6 protein-coding genes are annotated in these 22,159 nt (G+C 64.2%); 4 read left to right on the forward strand and 2 right to left on the reverse strand.

The annotated features are described in order from the left end of the window. The first annotated feature begins 3 nt into the window (after positions 1–3). From gspE to BM317_RS07435, 4 genes are all read left to right on the forward strand, one after another. Positions 4–1,422 (forward strand): type II secretion system ATPase GspE, encoded by a 1,419-nt coding sequence (gene gspE / locus BM317_RS07420; RefSeq protein WP_092473799.1) that lies wholly within the window; start codon positions 4–6, stop codon positions 1,420–1,422. Further along, positions 1,422–2,633: a type II secretion system inner membrane protein GspF gene (gspF, locus tag BM317_RS07425; protein WP_060742025.1), complete on the forward strand. Its 1,212-nt coding sequence runs from the start codon at positions 1,422–1,424 to the stop codon at positions 2,631–2,633. The genes gspE and gspF overlap by 1 nt, the downstream gene beginning before the upstream one ends. 546 nt (positions 2,634–3,179) lie before the next feature. Next, a complete protein-coding gene (locus BM317_RS07430; protein ID WP_092172895.1) occupies positions 3,180–4,349 on the forward strand; it encodes a substrate-binding domain-containing protein in 1,170 nt (389 codons plus the stop codon). 214 nt (positions 4,350–4,563) lie between these two features. Next, positions 4,564–17,181, forward strand: coding sequence for a filamentous hemagglutinin family protein (locus tag BM317_RS07435; RefSeq protein WP_092473738.1), 12,618 nt, complete (start codon positions 4,564–4,566; stop codon positions 17,179–17,181). A 196-nt stretch (positions 17,182–17,377) separates the two neighbouring features. On the opposite strand, the gene BM317_RS07440 is transcribed toward BM317_RS07435, so the two are convergent. Together BM317_RS07440 and BM317_RS07450 are read right to left on the reverse strand one after the other, a co-directional pair. After that, positions 17,378–19,951 carry a bifunctional diguanylate cyclase/phosphodiesterase gene (locus BM317_RS07440; RefSeq protein ID WP_092172901.1) on the reverse strand — a complete coding sequence of 858 codons (2,574 nt, stop codon included), beginning with the start codon at positions 19,949–19,951 and terminating at the stop codon, positions 17,378–17,380. 339 nt (positions 19,952–20,290) lie between these two features. Then, positions 20,291–22,090 (reverse strand): thiamine pyrophosphate-requiring protein, encoded by a 1,800-nt coding sequence (locus BM317_RS07450; protein ID WP_092172904.1) that lies wholly within the window; start codon positions 22,088–22,090, stop codon positions 20,291–20,293. Between the last annotated feature and the right edge of the window lie 69 nt (positions 22,091–22,159).

Raw genomic sequence — 22,159 nt, forward strand, 5'->3', positions numbered from 1 at the left:
GCCATGAACACCCTCCCATACGCCTGGGCCAAGGCCCAGCGCCTGGTGTTGCGCCAGTCCGAAGGAGGGGCGGTGCTGATGGTGTGCCCGTCCACGCCGGGCTGGTCCATCAGTGAAGTGCGCCGTCAGTTCGGCGAAGTGCGGCTGGAGCGGGTGCGCGACGAGGAACTCGATGGGCTGCTCAACAGTGCCTATGCCGACACCGGCAGTGCTGCCGCGGTGGTGGGCGCGGCGGAAAACGAAGTCGACCTCGACCGGCTGATGCAGGACATCCCCGAGATCACCGACCTGCTGGACACCCAGGACGGCGCGCCGGTGATTCGCATGATCAATGCCTTGCTGACCCAGGCCGCACGGGATGAGGCCAGCGACATCCACATCGAACCCTACGAGAGCCATTCCGTGGTGCGCTATCGCGTCGACGGCACCCTGCGCGATGTGGTTTCGCCACGCAAGGCCCTGCACGGTGCGCTGGTGTCGCGGATCAAGATCATGGCCCAGCTCGACATCGCCGAAAAACGCCTGCCTCAGGACGGCCGCATCGCCTTGCGCGTCGCCGGTCGACCGATTGATATCCGCGTCTCGACGGTGCCCACCGGCCACGGCGAACGGGTGGTGATGCGGTTGCTGGACAAGCAGGCCGGGCGCCTGCAGCTGGAAACCCTGGGCATGGATCCGGACGTACTGGGCAAACTCGATCACCTGATCCGCCAGCCCCACGGCATCGTCCTGGTCACCGGCCCCACGGGCAGCGGCAAGACCACCAGCCTCTACGCCGCCCTGGCCCGGCTGGACGCCAGCGTCCACAACATCCTTACGGTGGAGGACCCGGTGGAATACGACCTGCCGGGCATCAGCCAGATCCAGGTCAACGCCAAGATCGACATGACCTTCGCCCTGGCGTTGCGGGCGATCCTGCGCCAGGACCCGGACATCATCATGATCGGCGAAATCCGCGACCTGGAAACCGCACAAATCGCCGTGCAGGCGTCCCTCACCGGTCACCTGGTGCTGGCGACGCTGCACACCAACGACGCGGTGTCGGCCATCAACCGCCTGATCGACATGGGGGTCGAGCCGTTCCTGCTGGCCTCGTCGATGCTCGGCGTGCTCGCCCAACGACTGGTGCGCAGGCTCTGCCCGCAGTGCAAGCAGCCGGATCCGGCCACGCCCGGCACCTGGCGCCCGGTGGGGTGCCCGAGCTGCAACCAGACCGGCTACAGCGGGCGTACCGGGATCCATGAACTGTTCTGCATCGACGATGACATCCGCACGCTGATTCACCAGGGGGCAGGGGAGCAGGCACTGCGCGCCGCCGCTCGCCAGGCCGGCATGTTCAGCATGCGCGAGGATGGCGAGCGCTGGGTGCGCAGTGGCACCACGGCCCCTGAAGAAATCCTGCGCGTGACACGGGACGCCTGATGAATCGCTACCGTTTCGAGGCCGCCGACGCCCAAGGCAAGATTGAGTCCGGACACTTGGAAGCCGACAGCCAGGGGGCGGCCTTCAACCTGTTGCGCAGTCGCGGGCTGACGGCATTGCAGGTGCAGGTCGAGCGCAACACAACACCGGCGAACGGCGGTGGCTTGTTCAGCGCCAAACTCTCGGACAACGACCTGGCCTGGGCCACCCGGCAACTGGCGAGCCTGCTGGGCGCGAGCCTGCCGTTGGAAGCCGCGTTGAGTGCCACGGTGGAACAGGCCGAGCGCAAGCACATCGCCCAGACCTTGAGCGCGGTGCGCGCCGATGTGCGCAGCGGCATGCGCCTGGCCGAAGCCCTGGCGGCACGCCCCCGGGATTTTCCGGAAATCTATCGGGCGTTGATTGCCGCCGGTGAAGAGTCCGGCGACCTGGCCCAGGTGATGGAGCGATTGGCGGACTACATCGAAGAGCGCAACAACTTGCGGGGCAAGATCCTCACGGCGTTCATCTACCCTGGGGTGGTGGGGCTGGTGTCGGTCGCCATCGTGATTTTCCTGCTCAGCTACGTGGTGCCCCAGGTGGTCAGCGCGTTTTCCCAGGCCCGCCAGGACCTGCCCGCGCTGACCGTGGCGATGCTCACCGCCAGTGATTTCATTCGGGCCTGGGGCTGGTTGTGTTTTGGCGTGCTGGCCGGTGGGTTCTGGAGTTGGCGCATGTACTTGCGCAAACCGGCGGCGCGGCTGAACTGGCACGCGCGGGTGTTGCGCCTGCCGCTGATCGGGCGTTTCGTACTGGGCCTCAACACCGCGCGCTTTGCCTCCACCCTGGCGATTCTCGGCGGAGCCGGGGTGCCGTTGCTGCGAGCGCTCGAGGCCGCACGCCAGACGCTGTCCAACGACCGCCTGAGCCAGAGCGTCAGCGAAGCCACGGCCAAGGTCCGCGAAGGGGTTAACCTGGCGGCGGCGCTGCGGGTGGAAAAAGTCTTCCCGCCAGTGCTGATCCACCTGATCGCCAGCGGCGAGAAAACCGGCTGCCTGCCACCGATGCTCGAACGCGCCGCGCAAACCCTGTCCCGCGATATCGAACGCCGCGCCATGGGCATGACTGCGTTGCTGGAGCCGCTGATGATCGTGGTCATGGGCGGTGTGGTGCTGGTGATTGTCATGGCGGTGCTGTTGCCGATCATCGAGATCAATCAGTTGGTGCAATAAACCGCCCTCTACTGGTTGACACAGATCTTGTGGCAGACACAGGTCCTGTGGCGAGGGGATTTATCCCCGCTGGGCTGCGCAGCAGCCCCATGCCAGCCCAGTCAATTCGTCTGATACACCGAGGCGGCAGTTGTGAAGGGCGCTTCGCACCCCAGCGGGGATAAATCCCCTCGCCACAAAAGCACACCGAGCAAAATAGATGTTGACGCCGTCAACACCTCCCGAGCCTCACCATCGCCAAACTCGGGTTCCTTGTTCTGTCATCTTCCGTCGCCCGGCAACCATCCGCCGCCACCTCCACGGGCAGCCCTTGCCGTCCCCCTGGAAAAACCGCCTGAACCCACGGCGCAGAGCCCTCGAACACCCGAGGAAAAAACTCGAAAAACAGCCCTCAGCTCCCGAGGTTTTTTCCTTTATCTGTCACCGGAAACTGCGAATTTCTAACCCATGGCCTCACCCCATCGCCATCGGCACAGGACCGAGCGCCATGACGGCAAGCACGCGTCACCCCAACCTACGTACGAACACGATGAAAGGAGATTCTTCATGTTTAAGCGCAACGTTCTCGCGGTATCCCTGACCCTCGCCGGCCTCTGCGCCGCTCAGGCCGCCATGGCTGATGTCAATGGCGGTGGTGCTACCTTGCCTCAGCCGCTGTACCAGACTTCCGGCGTCCTGACTGCCGGTTTCGCCCCTTACATCGGCGTGGGCAGTGGTGCCGGCAAGTCGGCTTTCCTGACCAACGACTACACCAAGTTCGTGCCAGGCGACACCAGCGGCAAGAAAGTGCACTGGGCTGGTAGTGACTCCAAGCTGAGCGCCACCGAACTGAGCACTTACGTCAGCGCCCACGGTGCTGCCTGGGGTCCATTGATCCAGGTGCCATCGGTCGCCACCTCGGTTGCCATTCCGTTCAACAAGACCGGCACCGCCAACGTTGACCTGAGCGTCAACCAATTGTGCGGCGTGTTCTCCGGCCGTCTGACCGACTGGAGCCAGATCACCGGTTCGGGCCGTACCGGCGCGATCACCGTGGTCTACCGTGCAGAAAGCAGTGGCACCACCGAGCTGTTCACCCGCTTCCTGAATGCCAAGTGCGCTGAAACCGGCACCTTCGCCATCACCACCAACTTCGCCTCCAGCTACAGCGGCGGCCTGCCAGCCGGCGCCGTTTCTGCCACTGGCAGCCAGGCTGTGATGACTGCAGTGAACGCCGCCCAAGGCCGTATCAGCTACATGAGCCCGGACTACGCGGCTACCACCCTGGCCGGTCTGGACGACGCCACCAAGGTCGCCCGCGTTGCCGGTGTTTCCCCAGCCCCGGCCAACGTATCGGCCGCCATCGCCGCTGTTGCGGTACCTGCCGTCGCCAACCGCTCCAACCCGAACGCCTGGGTACCGGTGTTCGCCGCTACCACCAACCCAAGCGACCCTAGCGTCGTAGCCTACCCAACCACCGGCTACCCGATCCTGGGCTTCACCAACGTGATCTTCAGCCAGTGCTACGCCGATGCGACCCAGACCACTCAGGTTCGCAACTTCTTCAGCCGCCACTACGGTTCGTTGACCAACAACGACTCGGCCATCACCGCCAACCGTTTCGTGCCGCTGCCTTCGGCTTGGAAAACCGCCATTCGTGATTCCTTCGTCACGGCTTCCAGCGGTCTGAGCATCGGCAACACCAGCGTCTGCAACGCCATCGGTCGTCCGTTGTAAGCCCAGGCTTGAACGACTCGCAACATCCGGTCAGCAACGGTGAAAGCCGTTGCTGACTTTTTGCGTCATAGCCGTACCAACACAGCCACATGAAATTTTCATGACATCCGTTCGGTCGCGAGCGGCTGTAACCGCCTAACCCCTATAACCAACGCTGGCAGCTTGATAGCACTGCGTTGCGCCCCCTTAGAGCGAACCCGAAAGGATGAGTAGGATGCTGCGCTGCAAACCCCAGACGAACCCGAACGCCCCACGTCGCGATGGCGAGTTGTCGATGTTGCGGCTCAAGCCGCTGGCCCAGGCCATTGCCCTGCTGATGGTAGCCGGCAATGCCCAGGCGGCGACGGCGTTCAGTTCGGCCTGGTTTGCCGCCAAGGGCGCGTCCCAGGCCGGTGGTACGGGGCGGCCCACGACCGCGCAGCCAGGCATGCCACCACCCTTGGCCCAACAGCAACGGGCCAATGCGCAGTTGCAGCGTTCGCTGACCAACCTCAACAACACCGTGGCCGCCATCGCGGCCCAGCAGGCGGCCCAGGCCGCCGGGCGGCAAGCGGCGTTCGGGCAGGTGCAGACCGTGCCCGACGGCTTGGGCGAGGGTGGGCTCAAGGTCGATAACAGCCTGACCCAGGGCTGGCTCAACGCCAAGGGACCGCAGCAGACCCAGAGCGGCGGCAAGACCACGGTGAAGATCGAGCAGACCGCCGACAAGGCGATTCTCAACTGGGAAACCTTCAACGTCGGGCGCAACACCACGGTGGATTTCCAGCAGCAGTCGGACTGGGCCGTACTCAACCGGGTCAACGATCCTCAAGCCCGACCCAGCCAGATCCAGGGCCAGATCAAGGGCAACGGGACGGTGATGCTGGTCAACCGCAACGGCATCATTTTCAGCGGCAGCAGCCAGGTCAATGTGCGCAACCTGGCGGCGGTGGCGGCTAACATCACTGACGAGCAGTTCAGCCAGCGCGGCTTGTACGTCGATGCCACCGGCAGCCAGCCGACCTTCACTGACGCGGCGGGCAAGGTCGAAGTGCAACAGGGCGCGCTGATCGAAACCCATCGCGCTGCCACCTCCACGGCCGGTGGTGGTTATGCCTTGCTGCTGGGTTCTGAAGTGGAGAACGCCGGCTCCATCATCACTGCCAAGGGCCAGACCACCCTGGCGGCGGGCGACAGTTTCTACATCCGGCGCGGCCAGGGCACCAGCGGCAACCTGCGTTCCACCACCCGTGGCAACGAGGTCGCGACGTCCCTCAAGCCCGGCAGCAGTGCCGGCACGGTGATCAACAGCGGCCTGATCCAGGCCAGCACCGGTGACATCACCCTCACCGGGCACAACGTGCAGCAGAACGGCGTGGCCGTGGCCAGCAGTTCGGTGGACACTCGCGGCACCGTGCACCTGCTCAACGCCTTCAGCGACAGCAGCGGCAGCGTGACCCTGGGGCAGGGCAGCGCCACGGCGGTGTTGCTCGATGCTGCCGGCGGCAGTGCCCTGGACAGCCAGCGCAACGCCGGACCGGCCGGCCTGGATGGCACGCCGAACAACCTGATCACTGGCCAGTTCAACAACCTCAGCAGCGTGGTCGACCGCAGCGACCAGTCCCGGGTCGAGATCGTCAGCGGCGGCAGTGTCGACTTCCAGAACGGCTCCATCACCCTCGCCACCGGCGGCCAGGTCGCGGTGAGCGCTGCCGGGCGCAGCCTGGTGCGCGATGGCGCGGTGATCGATGTGTCCGGCGCCATCGGCGTCAAGGTGGCGATGGAATCCAATTCCATCAAGGTCAACGTGCAGGGCAATGAACAGCGCGACGCCCCGGTCAACCGCGACGGCGGCAAACTGACCAACAACGATGTGTGGGTGGACGTGCGTGACTTGATCTACGTGCCGGCGGGCACTAACGGTTACGCCACCGATCGTTGGTACACGGCGGGTGGATTGTTGGAGGTCGGCGGTTACCTGGGCACTCGCGGCCACAGTGTCGGCGAATGGGCCGCACAAGGCGGTACCCTGACGTTCACCGGCAACGATGTGGTGACCCAGCAGGCGGCGCAGTTGAACCTGTCTGGCGGCACCTTGGATGTGCAGAGCGGCTACCTGCGCCAGTCCTGGCTCAAGGGCGCCGATGGGCGCTTGTATGAATTGTCCAAGGCACCGGGGGACATTCTCTATACCGGCATCTACAAAGGCTACGAAGACCACAGCCAGCGCTGGGGCCAGACCGATTACTACTACAACCCGCTGATCGCCCCGCGCGAGCGTTTTGAGGCCGGCTACACCGTTGGCCGCGATGCCGGCAAACTGGTGGTATCGACCCGCAACGCGGTGCTGGAAGGCCAGATCGTTGGCGAGGTCTACCGGGGTGAACGCCAGACCCAGGCGCCGAACCTCAACCTCGATGGTTACCAGCAATCGCAAAACGCCGTGGCCCGTCGGGCCCAGTTGTGGGTGGGCAGCTACACGCCGATCTATGACAAGACCAGTGGCGTGATCAATAGCGGCCTGAACCCCACCTTCGATCAGGTCACCGTCGGCAAGGTGACCGACAAGATTGCCGCAGGCCTGGACCTGACCTCGATGGTCGGCAGCGACCGGCAAGGCAAGTTGGTGCTGGATAACGCGCTGCTCAATGGCTTCCAGCTCGGCGCGGTCAAGGTGGCAGCGGCGCAAGGCATCAACGTCGATGGCACGCTCAAGGTGGCCGATGGCGGGGATATCACGCTTTATGCGCCGCAGGTGGAGGTGAACGCCGACCTGACCGCCCGTAGTGGGCGCATTGCCTTGGGTAACGTGCTTAAACAGGTCCGAACCGATAATTTCCAGATGGAAGACGTTGTGCTTTCGCCCGCCACCGGTCAGCGTGCCGCGGTCACGCTGGGCGAGGGCGTGACATTGAACACCGCTGGTCGGTGGAGCAACCTGCTACTCGACGGCAACGATCACCAGGGCCTGCCGTTCCTCAATGGCGGCGCTGTGTCTGTACGCAGCAGCGGCGACATCGATGTGCGCCAGGGCAGCCTGATCGACGTCAGCTCCGGTGCTGCGGTCATGGCCTATGGCAAGACCCGTGGCGGCAAGGGCGGTGACCTGACCCTGACCGCCAGTACCGGCACGTCGTCCAGTAACGGTGCCTTGAACCTGGGCGGCGAATTGCGCGGCACCGGCGTGAATGGCGGCGGGACCTTGAAACTGTCGGCCAACAAAGTGCTGATCGGCGACAGCGGTTCGCCCCTCGAACCCGGCACCTTGCAACTGGGCGCTGACTTCTTCGACAAAGGCTTCTCGGCCTATGACATCACCGGTAACCAGGGCCTGACCGTGGCCGACGGCACCCGCGTCGATGTGACGATGCCGGTGTACCGTTTCGGCGAGCAGGCGTTGAGCACCGGCAGCGGCGCAGAACCGGCCGATGTATTGCAGCGCTGGACGCCGCAGCTGTACCAGGAAGATGCGATCAAAGGCGTCCTGACCCAGCGTCGCGGCGCAAGCCTGAGCCTCACTGCCGGTACCGCGAACTCCAGCGCAGCCGACATGGCCAGCACGGTGTTGAACCTGGGCAAGGGCAGCGTGATCAGCGTCGATCCGGGGCAGGGCATCGATGTGCGCAGCATCGGTCAACTGACCGCCAACGGCACCCTTAATGCGTGGGGTGGGCGGGTCAGCCTCACCGGGTTGAGCGTCATCGGTGCGCAGGGTGAAGCCGTCAACGCCCAGGGCCACGGTCGTTCCATCTGGCTGGGCGAGCAAGCGCTGATCGACGTCTCCAGTCGGGCCGTGACCGCCCAGGATATGCGCGGTCAGACCTATGGCTTGGTACGTGATGGCGGGCAGATTGTCATCGGCGGCCAGATCGATGCCACAAAGGGTTCGGCTTCCGCATCCGAACTGTTTGTCGTGGTGCGCGACGGCGCGCGTCTGCAAGCGGATGGCAGCCAGGCCGTGCTGGATGTTCCCGGACAGGGACGCACGTCGGTGGCGAGCGATGGCGGCAGTATTTCCGTGGCGTCGGCCAATGGTTTGTACCTGGATGGCGATTTCAGCGCTCGTTCGGGGGGCACGGGGGCGGCAGGGGGCAGTTTGTCGGTGGCCCTGGAAACGCCGTATTACCGCAACGATGCGGTCAGTGACAGGGTGTTGCAAGTGCGTGAGCTGGTGCTCGGGCAAAACGCCCAAGCGACCCTGCCGGGCGACACGGCCGAAACCTCGGCGGATTCACTGGCCTACGGTCACGGCCGATTGGGTGTGGATCAGGTCCAGTCGGGTGGCTTCGACAGCCTGGCGCTGTTGAGCAACGGGCTGTTGAGCATCGATGGCGACGTGTCGCTGTCCCTTGGCCAAAACCTGAGCCTGTATGCCCGCAGTTTTGTAACCCGTGCAGCCGCGCCAAATACCCGGGCTCAACTCAATGCTTCCCATGTACTGCTGTCGGGCCCCGCGGCCAACCTTCCAAACAGGGATAGCTACGTCCGACCGGTGGTCGATGGCGGCGTATCGTTGCAGACGAACAAGGCCGTGTTTTCTGTCAACGCAGACCTGCTGGATGTGCAGGGTAACGTGACCTTCAGTAGCAAGGGTACCGTGCGACAGGCCGACGGCAGCACCGTCGAGTTGGAGCGCGCCGGTTTTGACCGGGTTCAGTTAAGCAGTCGGGGGGATGTGCGATTCCTGGCCGGGTTCTCGAACGATGGATTGCCTACAGGCTTTACCACCCAACTCCTGACGCCTTCGGACATGATGTTGCAAGCCGCTCAGCTGTATCCAGCGACGGGCGTTGGCGCCCGGGTTTTGGCGGGTTGGAGCATGACCGCGGAGGGAACGCCGCAATATGATCCTTTGCGCAGCCTGGTCATCGGGCGAACGACCCAAACCACGTCCCAGGTGCCTTACTCGGCATTCGGGCGCTTGCAATTGGGTAGCGCAAGGATTGAACAGGGCGGGGTGGTACGGGCACCGCTGGGTTTGATTGAAATCGGCACCAATGGTGGTCCCGGGGAAGCCATCACCGATCGGATCAACCTGTTGCCGGGCAGCTTGACCTCGGTCAGTGGCCTGGGTCTGGTCATGCCGTATGGCGGCACTGTCGATGGTCAGAGTTACCAGTATGCCGGCAAGAAGGTTGTGCTGCTGGGGCAAGGCGCGGTTCCTTCCGAAAACGGCGACATTAATATCGGCGTGATTCTGGGCGGCAAGTCGGTGGAGGGCCAGGAAGGCTCGGTACTCGACCTTTCGGGTGGCGGTGACTTGCTCGGTGCTGGTTTCATCTCCGGCCGTGGCGGTTCCACCGACGCACGCTTCAACCCGTTGGTACAAATTGGCGCGAACGGCGGCTTCACCCTGCCGGGGCTGTCCAGCAATCCGGTCTACGCTATCGTGCCGGGCAATCAGAGCCAGTATGCGCCGGTCGCCCCCGAAGGCGGCGCGGTGGATCCGCGAGTAGGCCAGCAAATTACCATTGGCGCCGGTGTGCCAGGGCTCGCCGCCGGTACCTATACCCTGATGCCGTCCACGTATGCGTTGATGCCAGGAGCGTTCCGAGTCGAGGTCAACGGCCTGGCGGGACAAGGCCTCACAACGGGCGCGCAACAGATGCGCAACGGCTCCTGGACCACCGCTGGCGTGCTCTCGGTCGCCAATACCGGACAGCGCGACAGTTTGTCCAGCCAGGTCATCCTGACGTCGGGGGATGTGCTGCGTCGCTACTCGCAATATAACGAAACCAGCTACGCCCAGTTTGCCGTGGCCGATGCCGCTCGCCTGGGCGTGCCTCGGGCCGTCTTGCCGGTCGATGCCAAGACCTTGAAGTTGAGCCTGTCGCCTGGCGCGGGAGATCAGGCGTTTTCCTTCAAGGGCATCGGCAAGTTCGCGCCTCAAACGGGGGGGTATGGTGGTACTGTCGCTGTGACTGCTATCGCGAATAAGGCGTTGGAGGTGGTAGCCGAGGGAAGTGGGGCGACGGCCGGCTTCGAAGGCGTGACCCTCAATGCCGAGAGCCTGAATGCGTTGAATGCCTCGCGCCAAGTGATCGGTGGCCAGTTTTCAGTGATCTATGGACAAGGCGGCAATTACATCAGCCCGCAGAAGGTGTCGAGCAGCGTGATCTTGCGCGAAGGCGCGACCTTGGCAGCTCCCGAAGTATTCCTTCTGTCCAGTGGCGGGGAAGTGCTGGTGGAGCAAGGCGCCGCCATCAATACCATCGGCCGGGGCAAGGCCGCCTATGACGCCCGTGATGGTTTTATCTATAACCTGAGCGGGAAATCGCTCAACTACAGCATGCTGGCTGCCTCCAACGGTTTGCTCAATGTGCTTGCGCCCGAGTCGGGTTCCAACGGCTCCATCAACATCGGCGGTTGCAGCCTGATAGCGTGCAGTGGCGTCACACGGATTCATTCCGAGGGCAGTATCGTCGCCGCTTCGGGCGGCAGCGTGGCCCTGAGTGACCAAGTGCGCTACGGCACCCGTCACCTGACCCTGGCCCTGAGTAATATCAACGTCGGCACCGCCCAGGCACTCAGCGATGCGGCGATGCGCCAGGTCTTGCCAGGGGGGCTGACCCTGAGCCAGACCGTGCTTGATCGCCTGTTGCGTGGCGACACCGAATATGGCGCACCGGCCCTGGAAACCCTAGAGCTGTCGGCCCGCGAGGCGTTGAATTTCTACGCAACCGTCAGCCTCGACACGTATGACCCGGTCACCGGCAAATCGCGCCTGAGCAACCTGATGCTCAGCACCCCGGCCATCTATGGCGCCGGCAACGCCAATGACGTGGCGACCATCCGCACCGCCAACCTGATCTGGAACGGCGCTGTTGGCGCGCCGGGTTCGGTGATTGCCGGTGGGGCGGGCACCGGTGCCGGTCGCCTGGACATCCAGGCCCAACGGATCGAGTTCGGTTACAGTGACTTCGCCCAGCCCAGCTCGATCACCACCCTGGATCGCCTGGCGCTGGGATTCGCCAACGTCAACCTCAGCGCCAGCGAGCGATTGACCGCCAACCACAAGGGCAGCCTGGCGGTGTATCAGAGCCAGGGGGCCTATGACGCGAAAACGGGCTACGCCTACAGTGGCGGCAACCTGAATATCCTTACCCCGTTGCTCACCGGTGAGGCCGGTTCGGTCAACCGCATCACCGTAGGTGGGGCGGTCAATGTGGCAGGCACGACCGCTAAGCCGGGCGCTGTCTCCGGGCTTGGGGGTGAGTTATCCCTCAAGGGGCAGAGCCTCAACCTGGCCAGTGCCGTGGTGCTGCCCAGCGGCAAGCTCACCCTCAGCGCAACGGATGACCTGACCCTCGCCGACGAAGCGTTGATCGATGTAGCCGGTCGCGCGATCACCTTCAACGATGTCACGCGCTACAGCGCCGGTGGCGAGGTGATCCTGCAAAGCCGCAACGGCAACATCCGCCAGGCCGGTGGGTCGAGCATCGACCTCTCGGCTCGCAATAATCAGGCTGGCCGGCTCAGTGCGGTGGCGTTGGACGAGGCGGCCGGGCTGGTCGACCTGCAAGGACGAATCCTCGGCAGCAGCAGTGGCGAGTATGACGCCGGCGGCACCGCCACGCCGTACTTGGCCGGCGACGTGGAAATCCAGGCCCAGCGCCTGGGCGACAGCGGCGATCTCAGCGAGCAGTTCGCGGCCCTGAACCAACGTTTGAACGATGGACAGGTCTACGGCTCCCGTGGCTTCCAGCTCAAACAGGGCGACCTGGTGATCGGCAACGAACTCAAGGCCTCGACCATCAGTGTGTCGGTCGACAACGGAAACCTGTTGGTCAATGGCAAGGTAGACGCCAGCGGCGAACGGGTCGGCAGCATCCGGCTCGCCGCCGGGCGTTCTCTGACCCTGGGCAGCAACGCGGTGCTCGATGCCCACGGCAATCGCCTGCGTGTAGACAGCTACGGCAAGATCATCGACTCGCCGAACCGCGCCATGGTCGACCTGACCTCCCGGGGCGGCGTGCTGACATTGGCCGATGGTGCGCGCATCGATCTGCGCCATGGCACCGCGGCGGCTGAGGGGCAGCATGATGGTCGCGCTCGCGGCACCCTGGAGCTCAATGCCCGGCGCGCCGGCCCGGATGCCACCTACGGTGACATTGCCATCGACGCCAGCGGCAACCTGGATATCCAGGGCGCACGGTCCATCGCCGTCAATGGTATGTGGCAATACAACGACGCAGCCTTTGGCAGCGATCCGGCGGCCAGTGGCCGTCCTTATCAGGTCATCGACCAGGCCTACCTGGATGGCAAGCATCAGGACAGCCTCGCCTTCATCAACGCGGCGCTGGCCAACAGCGATTTGATGCAACGCAAACTCGCTGGGCTGAGCAACGCCCGTTATGCCGATGCGTTCCACCTACGGCCCGGCGTCGAGATCGTCAGTGCGACGGCCGACGGTGATCTGGTGGTGCAGGGCGACCTGGACCTGTCCGGTTATCGCTACGCCAGTGTCAACCCGCACACCCGGCAAACCGCCGTGTACGGCTCCGGCGAGGCCGGCGCGTTGACCCTGCGCGCCGGGGGCGACCTGAGCATCTACGGCAGCATCAACGACGGATTCGCTCCGCCGCCCGCCACTCAGGATGACAAAGGCTGGGTGTTGCTGCCCGGCATCGATTTCACCGGTGGCGACATCGTCGTCCCCGGTGCCGGCGTGACCCTGGCCGACGGTACGGCGTTCCCGGCGGGAACCACGCTCAACTACGACTTACCCATCAAAAACGTGACCCTGGCGGCCGGCACCCGGTTGCCAGTGGCGGCGATCCTGGAGCAACCCTTGGAACTGCCGGCCGGCACGGTATTGGCGGCGGCGGTGCACGACGCCTCCGGCAACCTGCTGTTTGCCGCGGGCACTTTGCTGAGCCGGACCCAGACCCTCGAAGCCGGTTCGCAGTTGGGCGCCGGCAGCGTGTTGAGCGGCGCCGCCGCATTGCTCGGTTTCACCTGGCCCAAGGGCGTGGCGCTGCCCAATGTAGCCAACGCGGGCAATGTGCAGAGCAATATCCTCAGGCTGGACGGCAGCCTGGCGCTGAACCGTGGTTCGCTGATCCCGTCCGGGACCGATGTGAAGTTGCCGGATGGCGTCGAGTCGATCCAGCTACGTCCGGAAATCGCCGGCAGCGATGGCCGCATGTGGGCTATCGCCCCGATGCTCGCCGAGGGTTCGCAATCCTGGTCGCTGCGGCTGGTGGCCGGGGCGGATACGACGGCGGCGGACAGCCGGATCGTCCAGCCCGATCCGGTACAAGGCGACTTGCGCCTTGCCGATAGTCACTACGGCATGTTTGGCAAATCCGTGCCGGCCAAGGGCACCTATCGGTGGACTCAACAAGGGGTCGATGAGCTGGCGGGCGCGGGATTCACGGTAGAGCTTGGCCAAACCGTTGACCTGGACATCGTGAGCAATTTTGGCTACGACTCGGTTGACGCCTTCTGTGCGGATTTCGCCGGCATTTGCGCGCTTCAAGCTTCTTACAGATGGACCAAGGCCGCGGAGGAGGAGTTGGCCGGTTCCGGCTTTGAGGTCAAGGCCGGCGAGCTGATCAGCCAGGCCGCTGCGCAGTTTTTCCAGTTTGATTCGGTTCAGTCACTCTGCGACGCGGCGCCGAGTGTCTGTGCCCCCGCAGACGTGGAGTATCAAGCGGTTGCCGGCAGTGTCCGTCCGAGCGTCATCCGCACCGGTACCGGGGACCTGGAACTGCTCAGCGGTGGCAACCTGCGCATGGATTCGTTGTTCGGCATCTACACCGCCGGCACCTCGTCAGCACCAACGTTCCCGGGCGATCCCTACAACCAGCCCAAGGCCCTGGGCGCCAACGGCAAGGTGCTCAACGACGAGGATGGCAGCAACGAAAAGCTGGTCGATGGCGGCACTGAAAGTCTCTATCGCGCCTGGTATCCGGACGCGGGCGGCAATCTGTTGCTCAAGGTCGGCGGCGACCTCAGCGGTAACCTGACCGCGCCTGCAGCAACCCCGAACGGACGACCGAATCCCGCCGACATTGGCCAGGACTCGGCCAATGTGGGCAATTGGCTCTGGCGCCAGGGCAATGGTGATTCAGTGAGCAGCCAGCCGACCGCCTGGTGGATCAACTTCGGTAGTTATACCGCGTCGACGGTATCGGGTGGCGCTGATCAAATGGCCGCCTTCACCGGGTTCGGAACTTTGGGTGGCGGTGATCTGGATGTACAGGTGAAGGGTGACGCGGGCGTGTTGAACCGGCTCGCCGGTGGCGACTTCAACTCAAACATCAGCCCTCGTAGCCAGGGGCTGCTGTTGGCGGTGGGCAGCACCGGACGTGTGGGCGCTGATGGCAGCCTGCAATTGACCGGCGGTGGTGACCTGAGGCTGCGGGTGGGGGGCGTTCTGAATTCCGATAGCCGGCTCACGGACGGGCGTCTCAGTGGCGCAGTGATCAATCTGCGTGGGCATGCGCAGCTCGACAGCAGCGTGATCGGGCGAATCGACCTGCGCTACGGTAATCAGGGCACGGACCAGTCCCCGGGGGAAACGCGGGCTTACGATTCCTTCCGCTCCACACGCGGCCAGGCAACCGGTGGCTTGACCCTGATGCCAGGCGACGCCACGTTCAATCTTTCGACCCTGGGCGACCTGGTGGTGCAGGAGGTCGTAGACCCGGGGAGAGCGCCGATAATGAGCGTTTCGCCCTTCAAGAATGGCGAGATCAATGGGGCGGGTGTGAGCTGGTTTACGCTGTGGACGGCCAATACGGCAGTGGACCTTTGGTCGTCGGGGGGCAATATGACGCCCCTGGTGTCAGAAATCGAGACCGACCTGTCGGTGGTCTATCCCTCCATCCTGCGGGCTGTGGCCGCCAGTGGCAGTCTTTATTATGGCCAGGCCAAGGTTTTTGGTACCGCAGGCTACGATGGCAGTTATCGCAGGGCGCTGCTACTCGCACCCGGTATCAACAGCGAGCTGCAGTTCCTGGCCGGCGACTCCATCTATGGCGGCGACCTGACGGTCAGTCGTTCCGGGGCCTCGTCTGCGGCCATGGCCACCCCGCTGCGGCCGGCTTTCATGGGGCTTGTCAATGGAAGTGTGGTGGTCAGTAACCTCTCTGCCGATGCCAATAGTGTCTCCATAGGCGCGAATACATTGCCGTTGTTTGCTTTTGACAGCAGCAGCGCTGCCGACGAATGGGCGACCAACACCGATCCTGCCCGTTTCTATGCGCTCAAGGGCGACTTGCTGGCCGTCAATAGCGGGCGGGCGATGACGTTCACCACCCCGAGTGACAGCCGATTCGGCCAGACCTATTACGAAGGAACCGGGTCGGTGTGGATGATGGCCGGACGGGACATCGTCAGCAGCGGCACCCCGCTGAGTGGCGGCAGGGGCGGTGAGTCAGTCACGGGGGAGTACACCAGCGCCGGCAACCTCTTCATCCACAACAACCCCACCGACATCTCCATCGTCTCAGCCGGGCGCGACATCCTCTACAGCAACTTCAACGTCGCCGGTCCCGGCCTGCTGGAAATCACCGCCGGGCGCAATATCCTGATGGACGACAAGGTCAGCATCACCAGCCTCGGCGCCGTGGTGCCGGGGGATTCGCGCCCTGGCGCGAGCCTGGTGCTGCAAGCCGGCGCGGGCCTCAACGGCGCGGATTACGAGCGCTTCGTCAAGGCCTACCTGGACCCGGCGAACCAGGCCCTGGCCGGTGTGCCCCTGGCGAACCAGGACGGCAAGGTCGCCAAGACCTATGAAACCGAACTGGTGGATTGGCTCAAGGAACGCTTCGGTTTCAGCGGCGACACCGAGCAGGCCCGCAGCTACTTCGCGGCGCTGCCGGCCGAGCAGCAGCGGGTGTTTGCCCGCGACGTGTACTTCGCCGAGCTCAAGGCCGGCGGGCGTGAGTACAACGAAGTGGGCGGCGTGCGCCAGGGCAGTTACCTGCGCGGGCGGGAGGCTATCGACTTGTTGTTCCCGAGCAAGGATGTGGCGGGCAATCCGATCACCTACAAGGGCGACATCACGATGTTCGGCGGGGCGGGGGTGCACACCGATTTTGGTGGCAGTATCCAGATGCTCACCCCGGGTGGCGGGCAGACGTTCGGCATCGAAGGCAACGCGCCGCCGTCCACCGCCGGGGTCATCACCCAGGGCGAGGGCGATATCCAGTTGTATGCGCAGAACAGCATCCTGTTGGGGCAGAGCCGGATCATGACCACCTTTGGCGGCTCGATCCTCGGCTGGTCAGCCCAGGGCGACATCAACGCCGGCCGGGGTTCGAAGACCACCGTGGTGTACACGCCGCCCAAGCGTTTGTACGACACCTGGGGCAACGTGACGCTGTCGCCTTCGGTGCCGAGCACCGGGGCCGGTATCGCCACCCTCAACCCCATTGCCGAAGTGGCGCCGGGAGATATCGACCTGATCGCGCCGCTGGGCACCATCGATGCGGGCGAGGCAGGGATCCGGGTGTCGGGCAACGTCAACATCGCGGCGTTGACCGTGGTGAACGCGGCCAACATCCAGACCCAGGGCAAATCCACCGGCGTGCCGCTGGCGGCCTCGGTGAACACCGGGGCCATCACCTCGGCCAGTTCGGCGGCGTCTTCGGCGACGCAAGCGGCTGAAGACGTGGCCCGTCAGCAACAGAACGCGGCGCGGCAGAACCAGGCGTCGGTGTTCACGGTGCAGGTGGTGAGTTTTGGCTCCGAGCAACTGGCCCCCTCACGTGATGGCGCCAGCCGCGACGCGCCTCGGGCCTACGACCCGGCCAGCCCGGTGCAGGTGCTGGGCGCGGGGCCTTTGGACGAGCAGAGTCGCCAGCGGCTGACCGAGGAGGAGCGGGGGCGGTTGAGTTTGTAGGAGATTGAGCTTGCAGTGAGGTGGGCTGTGATGGCCTCATCGCGAGCAAGCTCGCTCCCACCGGGAACTGGGGTGTTCATGAGTTTTCTGCATGCACCACAGCGCCCATTGTGGGAGCTAGGGGTTTAGGAGCTTTGCATGCACCGCAGGTCTCATTGTGGGAGCGAGCTTGCTCGCGATAGCGGTGGGACGTGGGTTACAGCCACCGCGGCGTGGTGAAGAACGAGGCCATTTCCGAGCGGGCCAGTGCCGCGCCGAAGTACGGGCCCTGGACATGGTCGCAGGCCACGTTGCGCAGTTGGCTGAATTGCCGGGCGTTTTCGATGCCCTCGGCGGTGACCATGAGCCCTACGCTGCGGCTCAACCGGATCATCGCCAGGACGCCTTCCTTGTCGTCCTCCAGGCCTAGCTGCGACAGGATGTTGCGATCGAAGCGGATGCCATCGAACGGCTGGTCCAGCACCTCGCGCAGGGAGGCGATGCTGGTGCCGAATTTGTCGATGTTGATCCGCACGCCGAGGTCCTTGAGCGCATGGAGGGTGCTGGCGACGGTCTTGTGGTCGGCCAGCAGGACCCCTTCGGCCACTTCCAGGGTCAGCCGGTGAGGCGCCAGGCCGCTCGCTTCGAGGGCCTCTTGCACCTGGTCGAGCAGGAAGTTGCTGTTGAACCACCGGGGTGAAACCGCGATGGAGACATTGACGGCGCTCGGCCAGGTCGCGGCCTCTTCACAGACATTGATCAACATCCAGGTACCCAGCTTTTCCAGTTGGCCCGAGGTTTCGGCCACCGGTATGAAGTCGCCCCCAGCCAGCTCACCTTTCTCGGGATGGTGCCAAAAGGTCTGGGCTTCGAAACCGTGCAGCTGCTCGGCGCTCACATCGAAGCGAGGCAAGTAGCGCAGTTCCAGTTGGTCCCGCTGCATGGCGTCGCGCAGTTGCTGCTCGTATCGCCGCCGGTCGCGGGCCAGGTTGCCCATGGCTTCCACATACACGCGCCAGGTGTTGCGGCCTGCTGCCTTGGCCGCATACAAGGCGATATCGGCGTGGCGCAACAGTTCATCGGCGCGTTCGTCACCGGGCTGCGCCCAGGCAACGCCGATGCTCACCCCCAGGTACAGCGTATTGCCGTCCAGGTGCATGGGCCGTTGCATGCAATCGATCAGCCGTTCACACAGTTGATCGAGATCGTCGGCGTCGCCGGGGTCGGGCATGACAATGACAAATTCATCTCCCCCCAGGCGCGCCACCAGATCGGTGCCACGGACGTTTTGCTGGAGGATATGTGCCACTTCCCTGAGCACTTTATCGCCCACTGCATGGCCCAGGGAGTCATTGACCGGCTTGAACCGGTCCATGTCCAGGTTCAGCAGCGCCAGTGGCGGGCGATCAGGTCGACTCAGGTGTTCGCGCAGGCAATCGAACAAGCGGTTGCGGTTGGCCAGCCCGGTCAGCGGATCATGCAAGGAGAGGTGCTTGATCTGGGCCAACGCCCGCAATTCATCGGTGATGTCGGTGGCGGTGCCGCGAAAACCCAGGGTGCCGGCCTCGATGGCCCGTACCGACAGTTTGCAGGTGCGGATGCGCTGGTTGCGTGCGGTGTACTCGCACAGCAGCGGCGCCGAAGAGAGGCTGTTGGCGCCGTCGAGCAACCATTGGGCAATCGAGATCGAGCCGCCATGGGGATGAAGCAGCCGATGCAGAGGTTTGCCCAGCCATTCCGTGGGGCTGAACCCGGTTACTTGTTCGAAACGCTCCGACAGGTAGGTCAGCGTCCCGGTCGAGTCGACCTCCCACAACCAGTCGGATGAGACTTCGGCAATGTCGCGGAAACGTTCTTCACTGCGTTCCAGCGCCTTGCGATGGGCCAGCAGGCTGGCGTATTGGCTTTCCTGGGCGCGAAGCATCACCAAGGCATGGCGCAGGACGGCCAGCGCCAGGATTCCCAGTACCAGCAGCGCCAGGGCCAGCAAAGGCAGCAGCCCCTTGCGCAGGTCCTGGCCCGGGGTTTGTGGTCGCCAGGCCAGGGCCTCCAGGGTCAGGTTATCGAGCAGCAATTGGGCGGTATCGGCTGGGCCGGGTGTCCTGGCGATATGGGCATCGGGCAGGGCGAAGTCCCGCGCCAGGTTTTCCAGGGCACCGGGGTCCAGGACCTTGACGAAGAGCATCAGGCTGGGCGGTCCGGGAATTTGCGCCACGCTGTTGTCCGTGCCGGTGGTGATGGCGGACACGGCGACGAACGCCGGGGCATCTTCGTGATGCAGCATCTCGACGACCACTTCGTCGTGATTTTCCTCGGTGCTGGCTTTTTTCCACAGGGCACGCAGGTCGCCGGTCAGCCAGGTGTCGGCATCGACGTCGCTCATTTGACCATCGATCACCGAATAGACGGTCTTGCCGGTCGGGGAAATGACAAACACCGCCTGGTAACCGTAGAGCGAATGCACGCTGCTGCCGACGTTTTCCTGGTCATAGGCCCATTCCTTGTCGACCTGGACATGCAGGTGCCGGTAGGCGTCGCTCCACTTGGAATAGTCGCTCAGGTCCCGGCCGATGCCGGTGCGGATCCCCTCGATGGCCCGTTGGGCGAAAAACAGGCTCTGCTCACGGGCGCGTCGGTCCTGGGCACCGGTGATGTTGAGCAACACGGCGATTGCCAGTGCGGACATGACAAACAGCAGGAGCATGATGGCCGGAAAAGTGCGACGGGTGAAGCTACGGGTTGGCGAGCCCGGGGAAGGGACAGTCGAGTCGTTGCCAGCATTTTCAGTCATAAAGATAAGTCATCAGCGCAAAAAGCGATTTCACCCGCACGTGTCTTGTATCGGCGCAGAGGCTGATTTACTTAGTCGTCTTAACGAAGGGGCCGACGGGCTGCGTTGTCTTCGTCATGTGCGGGCCTTCAAGCGTGAGGCCACTCGAGGGCGACATCCCGTTGGCGCAGGGAATTGCCCCGGCGGCCAGCCATTCAATGATTTCGTAAATGGCCGGCGACGCGAGAATCAGGCGCCAGGGCCAGGAAACAGCCCCCGAACCCTGTTGCTGGCGCAACCGGCAGCAACACCTCGCGCAACTAGCGACGATGCAGCTCAACGGTTGCCATCGCGTCGGCCTCATTCCTTGTCCGTGCGATGGCCCGGCAGCAGGGTGCTCAATACCTGCTTGGCGGTCTCGACCACGATGCCTCGCTCGTTCGGGTCGCCCTGGAGCAGGGTCGAGGCGAACTTCTTCGCCTGCTCCAGCTTGATGTGCGGCGGCAGCGGTGGCACGTCGGGATCGGTGCGGAACTCGATCAGCACCGGACGATCCGCCGCCAGCGCGGTTTCCCAGGCCGTGGCCACGTCGTCCTCATGCAGCACCAGGATGCCCTTCAGGCCAATGGATTCGGCGAACAGGTGGTAGGGCACGTCGGGGATGTCCTGGGAGGCGGCGAATTTCGGATCGCCCTCCATGACCCGCTGTTCCCAGGTCACCTGGTTCAAATCCCGATTGTTGAACACCGCGCAGATCCAGGTGCCGTTGGCCCAGGTGCGCCAGTATTTGGCGACGGTGATCAGTTCGGCCATGTTGTTCATCTGCATGGCGCCATCGCCCACCAGGGCGACCACCGGCCGCTGCGGATGGCAGAACTTCGCCGCGATGGCATAGGGCACGGCCGCGCCCATCGACGCCAGTCCACCGGACAGCGAACACATCATGCCGCGACGGATCTGGATGTCCCGGGCGAACCAGTTGGCGCAGGAGCCGGAATCGCAGGTGATGATGGCGCGCTCCGGCAGCCGCGGCGACAGTTCGAAGGTGACCCGCTGCGGATTGATCGGCTTGGCCGATACCCGGGCGCGTTTTTCCAGGGTCCGGTCCCAGCGTTCCCGCCAATGTTCGATTTTCTTGCGCCAGGCGCGGTCGGGTTTTTCTTCGATCAGCGGCAGCAGGGCGCGCAGGGTGTCGACGCTGTCGCCGTGCAGGCTGACTTCCATGGGATAGCGCAGGCTGAGCATGTCTGCCTGAATGTCGATCTGCACGCCCCGGGCCTGGCCTTCAGGGGGCAGGAACTCGGCGTAGGGAAAGCCGGAACCGATCATCAGCAACGTGTCGCAGCCGGCCATCAGGTTGTCGCTGGGCTCGGTGCCGAGCAGGCCGATGGTGCCGGTGACCCAGGGCAGGTCATCCGGCACGGCGGCCTTGCCCAACAGTGCCTTGGCCACACCGGCGCCGAGCTTCTCGGCGATGGCGATCACCTCGTCGGTGGCATGCAGTGCTCCGGCACCCACCAGGATGGCGACTTTCTTGCCGGCATTGAGGACGTCGGCGGCTTTGCGCAGGTCCTCTTCGTAGGGGACGATGCTGGGCTTGCAGTAGCCGACGCCGGAGTGAACCGTACCGTGCTTGTGACGTGGCGCGGTGTACTCCATTTCCTGAAGGTCGTTCGGCAGGATCAGCGCCGTGACCCGGCGCTCGCCTATCGCCGTGCGTACGGCACGGTCCAGCAGATGACGTACCTGGGCGGGCACGCTGGCTTGTTGCACGAACGCCCCGGCCACGTCCTTGAACAGGCTGACCAGGTCCAGTTCCTGCTGGTAATGCCCACCCAGTGCGGCGCGCGCCTGCTGGCCGCTGATGGCGAGCACTGGCATGTGGTCCATCCGAGCGTCGTAGAGGCCGGTCACCAAGTGAGATGCACCGGGCCCGGAGGTGGCGATGCAAACCCCCAGCTCGCCGGTGAACTTGGCGTGGGCACAGGCCATGAACGCGGCCATTTCCTCGTGGCGGGCCTGGATGAAGCGGATTTTTCCCTGGGCGCGGTTCAAGGCGCCAAACACGCCGTTGATGCCATCGCCCGGATAGCCATAGATGCGGCGAACCCCCCATTCATAAAGACGTTCCACCAGAAAATCACCGACGGTCATGCTCATGTCTGTCCCTCGTTTCGGGCTGCGGTCGCTCGGCGCGACCTGCAGCGGTTGACGTTCATACAGGACTTG

This window comes from Pseudomonas sp. NFACC24-1, from assembly GCF_900115235.1.
Lineage (GTDB): Bacteria > Pseudomonadota > Gammaproteobacteria > Pseudomonadales > Pseudomonadaceae > Aquipseudomonas > Aquipseudomonas fluorescens_AA.

Bases quoted from the DNA above. Each gene is read 5' to 3' on its own strand.
- BM317_RS07430 (WP_092172895.1), top strand. From the start codon at position 3,180: ATGTTTAAGCGCAACGTTCTCGCGGTATCCCTGACCCTCGCCGGCCTC.
- BM317_RS07440 (WP_092172901.1), bottom strand. From the start codon at position 19,951: ATGACTGAAAATGCTGGCAACGACTCGACTGTCCCTTCCCCGGGCTCG.
- BM317_RS07435 (WP_092473738.1), top strand. From the start codon at position 4,564: ATGCTGCGCTGCAAACCCCAGACGAACCCGAACGCCCCACGTCGCGAT.
- gspE (WP_092473799.1), top strand. From the start codon at position 4: ATGAACACCCTCCCATACGCCTGGGCCAAGGCCCAGCGCCTGGTGTTG.
- BM317_RS07450 (WP_092172904.1), bottom strand. From the start codon at position 22,090: ATGAGCATGACCGTCGGTGATTTTCTGGTGGAACGTCTTTATGAATGG.
- gspF (WP_060742025.1), top strand. From the start codon at position 1,422: ATGAATCGCTACCGTTTCGAGGCCGCCGACGCCCAAGGCAAGATTGAG.